Source organism: Rhizobium yanglingense (assembly GCF_977109285.1).
On sequence record NZ_CDSAWY010000005.1, the window covers coordinates 140,922 to 154,816 of the forward strand.

General features: G+C 60.4%; 11 protein-coding genes and 2 pseudogenes. All 13 read right to left on the bottom strand.

The window, feature by feature from the left end; genetic code table 11:
* Positions 1–2: 2 nt before the first annotated feature.
* A complete protein-coding gene (locus ACW4PC_RS10385; protein WP_455873757.1) occupies positions 3–710 on the bottom strand; it encodes a cytochrome c oxidase subunit 3 in 708 nt (235 codons plus the stop codon).
* A complete protein-coding gene (ctaD, locus tag ACW4PC_RS10390) occupies positions 707–2,485 on the bottom strand; it encodes a cytochrome c oxidase subunit I (RefSeq protein WP_455873758.1) in 1,779 nt (592 codons plus the stop codon). The genes ACW4PC_RS10385 and ctaD overlap by 4 nt, the downstream gene beginning before the upstream one ends.
* Before the next feature lie 31 nt (positions 2,486–2,516).
* Positions 2,517–3,341 (bottom strand): cytochrome c oxidase subunit II, encoded by an 825-nt coding sequence (locus ACW4PC_RS10395; RefSeq protein WP_455873759.1) that lies wholly within the window; start codon positions 3,339–3,341, stop codon positions 2,517–2,519.
* A 146-nt stretch (positions 3,342–3,487) separates the two neighbouring features.
* Positions 3,488–3,874, bottom strand: coding sequence for a c-type cytochrome (locus ACW4PC_RS10400; protein WP_455873760.1), 387 nt, complete (start codon positions 3,872–3,874; stop codon positions 3,488–3,490).
* Between the two features lie 227 nt (positions 3,875–4,101).
* Positions 4,102–5,454 carry a phosphoglucosamine mutase gene (gene glmM / locus ACW4PC_RS10405; protein WP_455873761.1) on the bottom strand — a complete coding sequence of 451 codons (1,353 nt, stop codon included), beginning with the start codon at positions 5,452–5,454 and terminating at the stop codon, positions 4,102–4,104.
* Positions 5,455–5,695: 241 nt separating this feature from the next.
* Positions 5,696–7,629: pseudogene (ftsH, locus tag ACW4PC_RS10410) on the bottom strand (ATP-dependent zinc metalloprotease FtsH).
* A gap of 98 nt (positions 7,630–7,727) precedes the next feature.
* Positions 7,728–8,240: a hypothetical protein gene (locus tag ACW4PC_RS10415; protein ID WP_455873762.1), complete on the bottom strand. Its 513-nt coding sequence runs from the start codon at positions 8,238–8,240 to the stop codon at positions 7,728–7,730.
* Complete coding sequence (gene tilS, locus ACW4PC_RS10420) at positions 8,216–8,959, bottom strand: tRNA lysidine(34) synthetase TilS (RefSeq protein WP_455873763.1); 744 nt, start codon at positions 8,957–8,959, stop codon at positions 8,216–8,218. The genes ACW4PC_RS10415 and tilS overlap by 25 nt, the downstream gene beginning before the upstream one ends.
* 140 nt (positions 8,960–9,099) lie before the next feature.
* Positions 9,100–10,118 (bottom strand): annotated as a pseudogene (gene ybgF / locus ACW4PC_RS10425) (tol-pal system protein YbgF).
* 161 nt (positions 10,119–10,279) lie between these two features.
* The gene (gene pal / locus ACW4PC_RS10430) at positions 10,280–10,807 is read right to left on the bottom strand and encodes a peptidoglycan-associated lipoprotein Pal (RefSeq protein ID WP_074069591.1); all 528 of its coding nucleotides are present in this window, start codon (positions 10,805–10,807) and stop codon (positions 10,280–10,282) included.
* A gap of 155 nt (positions 10,808–10,962) precedes the next feature.
* The gene (tolB, locus tag ACW4PC_RS10435; protein ID WP_455873764.1) at positions 10,963–12,273 is read right to left on the bottom strand and encodes a Tol-Pal system beta propeller repeat protein TolB; all 1,311 of its coding nucleotides are present in this window, start codon (positions 12,271–12,273) and stop codon (positions 10,963–10,965) included.
* Positions 12,274–12,294: 21 nt separating this feature from the next.
* The gene (locus ACW4PC_RS10440) at positions 12,295–13,422 is read right to left on the bottom strand and encodes a prolipoprotein diacylglyceryl transferase (protein WP_092586834.1); all 1,128 of its coding nucleotides are present in this window, start codon (positions 13,420–13,422) and stop codon (positions 12,295–12,297) included.
* 8 nt (positions 13,423–13,430) lie between these two features.
* Positions 13,431–13,886: a protein TolR gene (tolR, locus tag ACW4PC_RS10445; RefSeq protein ID WP_022715756.1), complete on the bottom strand. Its 456-nt coding sequence runs from the start codon at positions 13,884–13,886 to the stop codon at positions 13,431–13,433.
* Between the last annotated feature and the right edge of the window lie 9 nt (positions 13,887–13,895).

Below are 13,895 nucleotides of genomic sequence, written 5' to 3' on the forward strand. Positions count from 1 at the left end.
CCTCAGGAAATCAGCTGGCGGCAGAGATCGACGAAATCATTCGCCCAGCCGGCAAAGAGTGCGAAGAGAATTACCCAGACGAAAAGCATGAAATGCCAGTACACGGCGCAGAGCTCGAGGCTGAGGTGCAACCTGCGGGCAGGGAAACGACTGTCGAAGGCCCTGCCCGTCGTGCGGCCGAGCACCGCCAGACCGCCCAGAATGTGCAGGCCGTGCAGGCCCGTCAGCATGTAGAAGAAGCTGTTGGCAGGATTGTCGGCAAGCACGTAACCGGCTGCCGCAAGCTCCCGCCACGCCATCACCTGTCCGGCGAGAAAGAGGAATGCCGTCGCCAACCCCAAAAGGAGCGCAACCCGCATGATGTCGCTACGACCGCGGCGTGCCTCGCCCTTTGCCCATTCGAGCGCGGCGCTGCTGAGCGCAAGCGCGGCGGTGTTTACCCAGAGAAGCCGGGGAATGGGCGTCGCCCACCAGTCGGCTGCCGCCATGCGCATGAAGTAGGCGCTAATCAGAAGCGCAAAGAGCGCGCCAACGACGGCGAGGAAAATGCCGAGCCCGACCCTGGCCGGCGCGATCGGCAACCGCTCTTGGCCAGCCGACTCGGTCACCAGTCCCACTTCCAGCCACGGCTTGGATGTCAGCCGGTGCTGGGTCATCCACCAGAGGACGATGACGGCGATGACCGCCAGGAAGATCATCATGACGCTCATGAAGCTGCTCCCGCCGCCGTCCGGGCGGTGCCCGGATCATTCTGCGCAAGGAAGTCCTGGCTATTGCCCGGCACGCTGTAATCATACGCCCAACGGTAGACCACCGGCAGTTCCTTGCCCCAGTTGCCATGCACCGGCGGGGTCTGCGGCGTCTGCCATTCCAGCGTTGTCGCACGCCACGGATTGCCGCCGGCTTCCCGGCCCCTGAAAAGGCTCCAGACCAGATTGAACAGGAAGACGATCTGCGCTGCCCCGACAATCAGCGCGGCCGCGGTGATGAAAACGTTCAGCGTATCGGCGGACGGCGGAACGAAAGCCGTCTCGCCCATCTCGTAATAGCGGCGCGGCACGCCCACCAGGCCGAGATAGTGCATGGGAAAGAAGATTGCATAGGTGCCGATGAACGTGGTCCAGAAATGGATGTGCCCCAGCGTCTCGTCCAGCATGCGTCCGGTCACCTTCGGATACCAATGATAGATCGCACCGAAAATGACCAGGATCGGTGCCACGCCCATCACCATGTGGAAATGCGCCACGACGAACATCGTATCGGACAGCGGCACGTCGACGACCACATTGCCGAGGAACAGTCCCGTCAGGCCGCCATTGACGAAAGTCAGAATGAAGGCGAGCGCAAAAAGCATCGGCAGCGTCAGGTGGATATCGCCGCGCCAGAGCGTCAGCACCCAGTTATAGACCTTGATGGCGGTCGGCACCGCAATGATGAGCGTCGTGACGGCAAAAAAGAAGCCGAAATTCGGGTTCATGCCGCTGACATACATGTGATGCGCCCAGACAATGAAGCTGAGCGCCCCGATGATCAGGATCGCCCAGACCATCATGCGGTAGCCGAAGATATTCTTTCGCGCATGCGTGCTAATGAGATCGGAGACGATCCCGAAGGCGGGAAGCGCCACGATATAGACCTCCGGATGACCGAAGAACCAGAAGAGATGCTGGAAAAGGATCGGACTGCCGCCACCCTGCTGCAACTGCGTGCCCATCTCCACGATGGCAGGCATAAAGAAGCTCGTCCCGAGCAGCCGGTCGAACAGCATCATCACGGCGGCAACGAAAAGTGCGGGAAAGGCAAGCAGCGCCATGACCGTCGCGGTGAAAATTCCCCAGACCGTCAGCGGCATGCGCATCAGCGTCATGCCGCGCGCGCGTCCCTGCAGCACGGTCACGACATAATTCAGGCCACCCATCGTGAAGCCGATGATGAACAGGATCAGCGACGACAGCATGAGAATGATGCCCCAATCCTGTCCACCGGGCGTGCCCGAAAGAATGGCTTGCGGCGGATAGAGCGTCCAGCCGGCGCCGGTTGGTCCGCCGGGCGCGAAAAATCCGGCGACGAGCACCAGCACGGCGAGCAGATAAATCCAGTAACTCAGCATGTTGGCATAGGGAAACACCATGTCCCTGGCGCCGAGCATCAGGGGAATAAGGTAGTTGCCGAAACCGCCGAGAAACAGCGCGGTCAGAAGATAGATCACCATGATCATGCCATGCATGGTGATGAACTGGTAATAGTGCTCCGCGTCGATGAAAGCGAAGTAACCGGGAAAGGCAAGCTGCAGGCGCATCAACCAGGACAGGACGAGCGCCACGAAACCGATCGCCATCGCCGTCACCGAGTATTGGACGGCAATGATCTTGGCATCCTGGCTGAAGACATATTTCGTCCACCAGCTCTTCGGATGGTAAAGTTCCACATCTTCGACTTCTGCAGGCGGGATGACCTCCCCGGCGCCCGATCGAATATCGACCATGATATGTCCGTCCTCCCTGTTCCTCCGATAGTTACTGCGCCTGTTCTGCTGGCTGCGCTTCCCCCGATGCCAGCATCTGCGTGAATGTCGTCTGCTCCGCCAACCAGGCCTGGTAGGCGACCTCCTCATCGATCATGACCGTTCCGCGCATTTGCGAATGCCCGACGCCGCACAGCTCGGCGCAAAGGATTTCGAACGTTCCCGTGCGCGTCGGCGTAAACCAGAAATAGGTCACCATGCCGGGGATCATATCCATCTTTGCCCGGAACTCAGGCACGTAGAAATCATGAAGGACGTCGATCGAACGAAGCAGGACCTTGACCGGTTTGCCGATCGGCAGGTGCAATTCACCTCCCTCGACGATCACGTCATCGAGCCCTGCGGTGTCGTTCTTGTTCAGGCCAAGGGGATTTTCCGGGCTGACCTCACGGGTATCGGATTTCCCCAGCCGTCCGTCTGCGCCCGGCATCCGGAAACTCCACTGCCACTGTTGAGCGACGACCTCGATCTGGTGCGCATCGGCGGGCACGGTGATGAACTGGTTCCACACGACGAGCCCGGGCGCGAGCATCGCGGCAACTCCGACGGAGGTTGCCACCGCAAGCCATATCTCCAGCCGCCTGTTTTCCGGCTCATAGGCGGCCTGGTTTCCGGGTTTGTGCCGGAACCGGAACACGCAATAGGCCATGAAGGAACCCACCGCCACGAACACCAGACCGGTGATCGCAAAGGTGATCAGTAGAGTGTCGTCGATGTAGCTCCAGTTGGAGGCGATCGGCGTCCACCACCACGGGCTCAGCAAATGGAACACGACGGATCCTACGACCAGCAGAACCAGAACCAGCACGATAGCCATTGCCTGCTCCTTGAACCGTGACTTGCCACAGGGCGAAATCCGCAATCCGTCGGTGTATTTTTAGCATTATCTCACGAACAAGTCGTGTGGACAATGACGACGGCGAAAAGCGCCGCTGCGGTGACCGTCAGGCATTCGCATCACATCTATTGGGAAAACTGCTTGAGGTAAGCGATGAGATTGTTGATCTCGCTGTCGTCCTTCAGCCCGGCAAACACCATCTTCGTTCCCTTTATCTTCCCCTTGGGATCGTGGAGATAGTCGCGCAGTGTTGCCTCGTCCCAAACGAGCCCGCCCTCGCCTGCCTTCTTCATTGCCGGAGAATAGCTGAAATTCGGATGCGTCGCCGCCTTCCTGCCAAGGATCCGGTTCAGCGACGGACCGACCTTGTTCTTGTCCGTATCGGCCACATGGCATATGGCGCATTTTTTGAAAACAGTAGCGCCCGCCGTGGCATCGCCCTCCTGGGCGTTCACGCCAAAAGCAGGAAGCATGGCAACACATAAGCCGGCTAAAAGAACGCGATACCGCATGACAACCCAATCCTCCCAGGTTGCCTGAAACGACGGCCGGCGCCATCTTTCTATCGCAATATGGCTTGCCGTGTTGTCGCCGCTGCAGGCGGGTGACACTTGTGCGATCAACAAAAAGCTATGCCTCCACGCCGATAAGTCAATTCATCCAATAAGATTGTGCTGGACGCGGGCATAAAAAAAGCCGGCGCATCGGCGCCGGCTGTGATCGATCATCGAAGGCAGAACTAAGCGGCGGTACGGACGCCCGAGATCGTGCCGATCAGCTCGTTGACAATGCGCTCGATCTGCGCCCGGTCGTCGCCTTCCGCCATGACGCGGATCAGCGGTTCGGTGCCGGAGGGGCGGATGACGAGGCGGCCGTTCTTGGAAAGCTCGGCCTCCGCATCGGCGATTGCCTGCTGCACCTGTAGGTCTTCCAGCGGCTTGCCGCCGGAAATGCGGACATTGCGCAGAAGCTGCGGCACCGGCTCGAAGCGGCGGCAGACTTCGCTGACGGTCTTGCCAGTGCGCTTGACGGCAGCAAGAATCTGCAGCGCGGCAACAAGGCCATCGCCAGTCGTGCCGTAGTCCGAGAGCACGATATGCCCGGACTGTTCGCCGCCGACGTTGAAATTGTGCTGGCGCATGTGCTCGACGACATAGCGGTCGCCGACCTTGGTGCGGGCAAGACCCATCCCCTTGCCTTCGAGAAAGCGTTCCAGGCCAAGGTTTGACATCACGGTCGCAACGATGCCGTTGCCGCGAAGCTGCTGGTTCTCCGCCCAGGTTTCGGCGATCACCGCCATCAGCTGGTCGCCGTCGACCATCGTGCCGTTTTCATCCACGATGATGACCCGATCGGCGTCGCCATCGAGCGCGATACCGATATCGGCCCGCACTTCGTCGACCTTCTTCTGCAAGGCGACGGGGCTGGTGGAACCGCAGTTGAGATTGATGTTGATGCCGTTCGGCTCGTTGCCGATCGTAACGACATCGGCGCCGAGTTCCCAAAGCACGGCCGGTGCCACTTTATAGGCGGCACCATTGGCGCAGTCGATCGCAATCCTCAGGCCCTGCAGCGTGACATCGCGCGGCAGCGTGCGCTTCGCATGCTCGATGTAGCGGTCATGCACGCCATCGATGCGCTTGGCACGGCCGATGTCGTCGGACTTGGCAAGTTGCGTGTGGAGATCCTTCTCCATCAAGTCTTCGATCTGTATTTCGATATCGTCGGAAAGCTTGTAGCCGTCGGGGCCGAAGAGCTTGATGCCATTGTCCTCGTATGGATTATGCGAGGCGGAAATCATGACGCCGATATCGGCACGCAGCGAACGCGTCAGCATGGCGACGGCGGGTGTCGGGATCGGGCCAAGGACGAATGCATCGACACCTGCAGCCGTGAAGCCCGCCACCATGGCATTTTCCAGCATATAGCCGGAGAGACGCGTGTCTTTGCCGATGACCACGCGATGGCGGTGATTACCGCGGCGGAAGATCGTACCGACTGCAATGCCGACCCGCATCGCCAGATCCGGCGTCATCGGGAAGATATTCGACTGCCCGCGAATGCCGTCTGTGCCGAAGTAACGTCTTTTCATATGCTCCCCTATGCTGTCAGCGCGCCAAGAAGGCAGCGCGTTGCGCCAAGCAATTCAAGCCGCAGAGACGATTCGCCCCAATACAAAGCCTCATTGCGGCCTCTTCATGATAGCGGCATGCCACAAATCCTAGGCGCCATCACGTAAATTACCAAGAAAATTGATTATATCCCGTTACCGACGGAAAAAGGCCGGATCTTCTGCTGGAAAATCCGGCCTTGTTCGTTTTAGTTGCTTTCCGTCAATGCGGCTGGGGCTCGAGCCCTGCTTCCGGCTCGTCGCCCTTGGAAGCCGGGCGTGCGCCGGCTTTCGGCACGGCCGAGCCGCGGCTCGGCGGCGAATCGTCGCCAAGGTCGCGAGCGGGCTTTTCACCACGCAGCAGCGCCTTGATTTCCTCGCCGGTCAGCGTTTCGTACTCAAGCAATCCTTCGGCCAGCGCGACGAAATCGTCGTGCTTTTCGGTGAGGATATCGCGCGCCTGCGTGTATGCCTCGTCAATAAGCCGACGCACTTCGTTGTCGATTTTTTGAGCCGTGGCCTCGGAAACGTTCTTCGATTGCGATACGGAATGGCCGAGGAAGACCTCCTGCTGGTTTTCGCCATAGGCAACCTGACCGAGCTGGTCGGAAAAGCCCCACTGCGTGACCATGGCGCGGGCAAGCTTGGTGGCCTGCTCGATATCCGAAGACGCACCGGAGGTGATATTCTCCTTGCCGAAGGTGAGTTCTTCCGCAACGCGGCCGCCCATCATGATGCAGAGGCGCGAGACCATCCACTTATAGCTCATCGAGTAACGGTCGCCTTCGGGCAGCTGCATGACCATGCCGAGAGAACGGCCGCGCGGAATGATCGTTGCCTTGTGCAGCGGATCGGCGACGGCGACGTTGAGCGCCGTGATCGCATGGCCGGCTTCGTGATAGGCCGTGAGCTTCTTTTCCGCTTCGGTCATCGCCGAAGAGCGGCGCTCGGCGCCCATCATGATCTTGTCCTTGGCGTCTTCGAACTCCTGCATGGTGACGACGCGCTTGTTGCGGCGTGCGGCCATCAGGGCGGCTTCGTTGACGAGGTTCATCAGGTCAGCACCGGAGAAGCCCGGCGTACCGCGGGCCAGAACCTTGAGGTCGACATTCGGCGCCAGCGGAACGTTGCGGGCGTGTACCTTGAGGATGCGCTCGCGGCCAACGATATCCGGGTTCGGAACGACAACCTGACGGTCGAAACGGCCCGGACGCAGCAGCGCGGGGTCGAGAACGTCCGGGCGGTTGGTCGCGGCGATCAGGATGATGCCCTCATTGGCCTCGAAGCCGTCCATCTCGACCAGCAACTGGTTGAGCGTCTGTTCGCGTTCGTCGTTACCACCGCCGAGACCGGCGCCACGATGGCGGCCGACGGCGTCGATTTCGTCGATGAAGATGATGCAGGGCGCATTCTTCTTCGCCTGCTCGAACATGTCGCGGACGCGCGACTTGCGCCAACGCCGACGAACATTTCGACGAAGTCAGAACCCGAGATGGTGAAGAACGGAACGTTGGCTTCGCCGGCAACGGAGCGGGCGAGCAGCGTCTTGCCGGTACCCGGAGGGCCGACAAGCAGCACGCCGCGCGGGATCTTGCCGCCGAGGCGCTGGAACTTCTGCGGATCGCGCAGGAATTCGACGATTTCTTCCAAGTCCTGCTTGGCTTCGTCGACGCCTGCGACGTCATCGAAGGTGACGCGGCCATGCGCCTCCGTGAGCAGCTTGGCCTTCGATTTGCCGAAGCCCATCGCGCCACGCGAGCCGCCTTGCATCTGCCGCATGAAGAACAGCCAGACGCCGAGAATGAGCAGCATCGGCAGCAGCGTGCCGAGATAGCTCAGGAAGCCTGACGAACCATCGGTTTCAGGCCGGGCCGAAACTAGGACGTTTTTCGACTGCAGGCGCTCGAGCAGGTTGTCATCTATGACAGGAGAATAGGTCTGGAAGGTGGTGCCGTTTTCAACATAGCTTCCCGACACACGGTTGCCCGTGACGACGACTTCCTTGACGCGGCCCGCATCGACCTCACGCACGAACTGCGAATAGGGTATGTCGCGCGAGCCGGTCTGCGCCGGCGTCGTCTGAAACATGCTGAAAAGGGCAATCAGCAGAAGCGCTATGATTGCCCACAAGGCGAAATTACGTAAGTTAGGGTTCATTGAACTCCCCAGCACTGCAACAACCGCCTCATGGCAGCCGTCTTATTTGGCTTCTAACATAGGGTTGCGCTGTGCCGTTGCCAAGGCGATACACTCTGTCAGATGGCTTTTCCGTCAATAAGCCCTAAAGGCGGGCTTGGATAGGGGCGCATTCCAAAAGCCGCCGCGAGGCTTTCAGCAAAGATGAGATCAAATCGTGTCAAAAAGCGGTCGAACAGCGCAAAATACCGCGTTAGAGTGACATCCGGATGAGAATTCATGCACAGGTTCGCGTCAGCGGCGACGAAAATGTGTGGTTGAGCTCCCAGGGCCCGTTTGAGCGCAGCTTTTGGCAAATGCGCCACGCGCCGTGGCTGGATTGCCGTGACAAGCACGGGAATGAGGGAGGGGTTGGCGGAACGTGCGATAACCGTCAGATCGAACGACGAGCTATTCTCGACAACAAACCGGCCATCCCAAATGCCGCGCTCTCCGGGCGCAACGACCAGTGGCAAGATGCCGCGGCTTTCGCGGACAAGGTAAAGGCCGTCGCGTCTTAGATCGAAAACCACTCTGCTTGCGGTCATGCGTCCGGGCGTGCCGGCGGTTACGAAACCGAGAATGCGATCCATCTGCATGCGGCCTGGCGCAAAGCGCTGTCCGCCGAAAACGGCCGCAAGACGGCCGAGCGCATAACCGAGCACGTCCAGGGGCGCCTCAAGTCCATCTCTCTCCACGCGGCCCAGTCCTTCGCACGGAAGGGTAAAATGACGGCCGAGCCATAGGGCCGCCTGCCGTGAAAGCTCCAAGCGGATCTCGGCGCCGTAAGCTTCTGCCTCCGGGGCGCCCTCACCGGCCAATGCCGCGCGCGTTCGCACGCGCTCATATTTAAGATCCTCATTGCTTGGATCATCGAGCCAAGGCACTGCGCGGGCCGAGAGAATGCGCGGATATCGGCGCGCAGGCACGAAAGAAACGGCCGGGCGATCCAGACCCGGCGCTCAAAGAGAACGGCATCGGCGATCCCGGTGGAGGGGTTGTCGCTGCGCGCGCCGCGCATCGCTCGCGTCTCCCGCTGGTCGTCCAGCGTATGCGCCGTCACGATGAGATTAGCGCCAAGTTCCGCCGCGGCATCTGCGAGCAGTTCGTAACGTGCCTCGCGGGCGGCCACCATGATGCCGGTTTTTGGTTTGGGATCGCGCCAGACATGGATCACGTGGGCAATGCCGAGCGATTTGCATAAGGCTGCGACATGGCGCGCCTCATCTGCCGATTCTGCGCGCAGATCGTGGTCGATCGTCGCGGCGCATAGGGAAATTTGGGAATTGGGTTCGGCCTTCAGCGCTTCCAAAAGTGCAAGAAGCAGACCGGTCGAATCGCTGCCGCCGGAGATCGCGACGAGAATACGCGTCGGGCTGGAAAGCCGAACGGAGAAAGCGGCGGGCCGCTGCCTCGGGCGAAAGCACGGTGTCCGGAGACAAACCGGAATCCTCAGCAGGAGAGGCGCTTCTGTTCGCTCGCGACCTTGCTTATGACAGCGCGCGAAGCCTTCGGGTAACGCTTGGTGACTTCCTTGAGCGTCGCACAGGCAGTGTCGTTATTGTCGAGTGCTGCCAGCGACATGCCGAGCTTCAGCAGCATTTCGGGCGCCTTTTCGGACGAGCCGTATTTCTTGTGGGCATTCAGAAAGGTCTTGGCGGCCTCATTGAACTTGCCCTGGGAATAGAGCGCTTCGCCCAGCCAGAAGTTGGCATCGGCAGCCCGAGCGCTTCCCGGATACTGCGCGATATACTGGGTGAACTGCTCTTCAGCAATCGCGTAATCGCCGGAAAGGACGTGACCGTAAGCGGCCTTGTACTGATCGGTCTCGCTGCCGAGAGATGCGGTCTGCTGCGGCGACGTCCCGGCATTCACGTCGGGAAGCGGCGCTGAACCGACCTCCGCGTTCTCATTCACGCTGCCGCCGATCGGATTGCCGTTCTGATCGAACTGGATCGAGCCCAGCTGCTGCGGCGGCCGACCAAAACCGCTGTCCGATGGAACGTCGTTGGAGGAGCCCTTTCGGCTCCCTGTGGTGTTTCGATGATCGTCGCGACATCGTCGTTCTGACGCTGGGGACGTGCATCGGCCTGCCCGGAAGCCGGAGGTTGCAGATCGGCCTCGCTCTTCTTCGTGTTGCCCTTCGATCCAGCGGCACCGCCGCTCTTTTCCAGATCCTGGAAGCGGAATTCGTTGTCTTCCTGCGTCTTGCGCAGCGATTCCTGCATCTGCAGGATCTGGAAGCTCATTTCCTCGATGCGGCCGTTCAGCTGGCGCAGCTGCTCTTCGAGTTGCTGCACGCGCATTTCCGCGCCGCTGCTCTGCACGTTGACGGCCGGCGGCGTCTGCGTCTGGCTCTGCGCAGGCTTGCCGCCAAAGTTCATGCCGAGAAACGAAGCGGAATAAGCCGCTCGCTCGGTCCCGGTAACGGCCGCGAGGCAGAGCAAGCCTGCCACGACAAGTTTCTTCATAGGTTTCGTCCTGTCCCAGTGATTCTTCGCGCCTGGATGGCACGAACAGGAGATTTTTCCAATTACCTTCAAAAAGCAACGGAGTCTGGCCAAAGTGTGTTCAAAAAGAAAGGCGGCCCGCCAAGGAGCCGCCTTTTCGCAACACAATATATTTGAGAGGATTACATACCGGCGCCGCCGAGAACAGTGACTGCACGGCGGTTCTGCGACCAGCAGGAAATATCGTCGCAGACGGCGACCGGACGTTCCTTGCCGTAGGAGATCGTCTTCATGCGCTGAGCCGGAACGCCGCGCGAAGAAAGGTAATCCTTGGTGGCGGCAGCACGGCGGGCGCCGAGAGCGAGGTTGTATTCGCGCGTGCCGCGCTCGTCGGCATGGCCTTCGACGGTAATCGCATAGTTCGGGTAGCGAGCCAGCCACTGTGCCTGGCGGTCGAGTGTCTGGGCAGCGTCGGCACGGATCGAGGTAGAGTCGGTGTCGAAGAAGATGCGGTCGCCAACGTTGACGGTGAAGTCCTGAGCCGAACCCGGCGTTGCGGCACCTGCACCGAGGCCGAGCTCGCCAGCGCTGTTCGGCGTCTTCTTGTTGGCGCAGCCAGCAAGCGCCAGACCGGCAACGAGTGCGATCATGACAGGGTTGCGGGCGAAATTCTGCATGCGGCTCATTGCCGGGGTGTGAATTCGGCTCATGGCCGGGTCTCCTTGCGATTTATCAGGGTTGCCGGACTGTAACCGTACTCGGTTAATCGGCGCTCAAGAAGTATGGTTAATAATTTGTTGATTGTCCCTGCATCGGCCAATTCCAGCACTTTGCGGCGACAAGAAGGCGAAATCCGGCTCATCCACTACTCAAGCAGCGGCGACCAGGCCGGGTCGGATGCGTAGGTCGGCGTCTTGATGACCTGCTCGTTGTAACCGGTCAGATCGATCGAATAGAGCTGCGGGCCGCCTGCACCGGCGGGCTGGCGGAAGAACATCAACACACGTCCGTTCGGCGCCCAGGTCGGGCCTTCGTTGTGGAAGCCCGTCGTCAGGATGCGCTCGCCCGAACCGTCCGGCTTCATCACACCGATCGAGAATTTCCCGCCCGATTGCTTGGTGAAGGCGATCAGATCGCCGCGTGGCGACCAGACCGGCGTCGAATAGTTGCCGTCGCCGAAGGAGATACGCGTCTGGCCGGAGCCGTCGGCATTCATCACGTAGATCTGCTGCTTGCCGCCGCGGTCGCTTTCGAAAACGATCCGGCCGCCATCCGGCGAATAGGATGGCGAGGTATCGATCGCGGCTGTCGACGTCAGGCGCGTCGTCGTGCGCGACCGCAGATCCATCGTGTAGATATTGGCGTTACCTTCCTGCTGAAGGCTCATCACCACTTTTTGGCCATCCGGCGAGAAGCGCGGCGAAAAGGTCATGCCCGGGAAGTTGCCGACAACTTCACGCTGTCCGGTTTCGAGCTGCAGCAGGTAGACGCGCGGCTGCTGGTTGGCGAAGGACATGTAGGTCACTTCCTGCCGGTTCGGCGAGAAGCGCGGCGTCAGAACGAGGTCGCTGCCATCCGTCAGGTTGCGCACGTTGAAGCCGTCCTGGTCCATGATCGCGAGTTGGCGTTTGCGCTGCTGCTTCGTGCCGATCTCGGAGACAAAGACGACGCGGGTATCGAAATAGCCCTCTTCGCCGGTGATCTGCTTATAGATCGCGTCGGCAATGATGTGGGCAACGCGGCGCCAGTTTTCCGGCTGCGTGTAGAATTGCTGGCCGGTCATCTGCTGACCGGCGAAGAAATCCCAGAGACGGAACTCGGCGCGAAGTCGGCCATCGCCTTCCTGCGTGACGCGGCCGGTGACGAGCGCCTGCGCGTTGATGACCTTCCAGTCCTCGAAACGCGGAGCGGCATCGGGGTTGGAAATCTTCTCGATGAAGGCGTTCTTGTTGATCGGCGCAAAGAGGCCGGAGCGCTGCAGATCGGCGGCGATCACCTGAGAGACTTGCGCGCCCATGTCTCCCTGCAGGAAATCGGTAATGGCGATCGGCAGGGGCTCGACGTTACCCTTGTTAATGTTGATCTCGACAAGCGCGTGCGCAGGCGTCGCGATAGCCGCCGTCACAGCCATGCCGAGAGCCACCATGAAGGCGCGGATGAGGGAACACTTGGTCATGAGGAGCAAGCCTTTCAGCATTTAAAGGGCCATCTGACTGGGGTCGAAGTTCACGATGACTTCGCTCCACGCGTCATATTTGTCTTTCGGAAGGTTGGTGAATGGCGCAGACCGTTTGACGGCACGATAAGCACCGCCTGCAAGTGCACGGCGTGTGGATTCGTTGCCGCCGGTCGCTTCGACCTCGGGATCTCCGATGATCTCGCCATTCTCGTCCAGCTTCATGTGGACGGTGATGCGGACCTGGTCCATGTCCGCAAGGCCGGGAATGATCTGCCAGTTGCCGGCAATCGCATTACGCAGCGCATCCATCTCGCTCATGCTGAGCTTGGCGCCGGTGTTATTCGACTTCTTGGCACCCAGAGAAGCGACTTCGGTCGAGCGCTTGGCGCCGCCATTGGAAGGCTCCTGCTTGTTCAGCAGTGCTGCGATGTCGTCGGCGTTGAAATCGCTCTGCTTCGAGGACGAGGCCTTCGCCTTTTCCTGGGCCTTGTCGGCTTTCTTCTTGTCGGGCTGCTTGTCAGCCGTCTTCTGCTGGTCCTGCGCTTTTTCCGGCGGCTTTTCAGCGGGTTTCTGCTCGGGCGGCTTTACCTGCGGCTTGGCCACCGGCGTCGGAACATTGTCCGGCAGCGCTTCGGCTTCCGGCTTCGGCGGCTCGGCCTGTTCGGCAGGCATTTCTTCCGGCTTCGGCGGCGTCGGCGCAATTTCCGGCTTGGTTTCTGGAATCGATGCAACTTCCTTCGGCTCATCGACCACCGTGTCCTCCTTCATGATCTCCTTCACCTCGTTGGGGACGGGATCATTCTGGGGAAGCGGCTTCTCGGCGGCTTTCGGCGCGGCAGTGCTTTCGTTGTTGTTCGGCTTGGCGTTCGGGATCGGCGGCGTCTTCAGATCGATCTTGTTGTCGCCGAGGTTCTCGGCGTCTGCAACATCAGCGGGTTTTGACGTCGGCTTTGGCGCCGGCTTGTCGTTGGGCTTTGCCGTCTTGTCACCCTGCTGCATCTGGGTGATGGATTCGACCGGCACCAGATCGACCGGCATCGCTTCGAAATCATCGACCTTGAACGATTCGGGCGAACCAATGGTCACCAGAGCCGCGGCGAGCACCAAGCCGTGCAGAACAGCAGATGTGACGACACTGGTCTTCATCTTGCTTTCTACTGGTCCTTCTTCTGCTGCGTGACGAGACCGATATTCTTGAAGCCCGCGCCCTGGATGCGCGCCATGACGTCGGCGATCACGCCGTAGGGCGCCGTCGCATCACCACGCACAAAGATGCGTTCATTGTAGCCGGTGGTCGCGATCGCTTCGAGCTTGGCGGCGATCTCTTCGGCCGGGATCGGCGTTTCCTGCAGGAACACCGCACCGTCGTTCTTGACGGAAATGGTGATCGGCTGCGTTTCGGAATTGAGCGCCTTGGCCTGGGTTTCCGGCAGGTCGATCGGCACGCCGACGGTCATCATCGGGGCCGCCACCATGAAGATGATGAGCAGCACGAGCATGACGTCGACGAGCGGCGTCACGTTGATCTCGGAAATAACACCCTTGTTCCGGCCACCACGGCGACGGCGTCCTCCGCCTCCGCCGTTATTGCCTCCAACAGCCATACCCATGATCGTGTA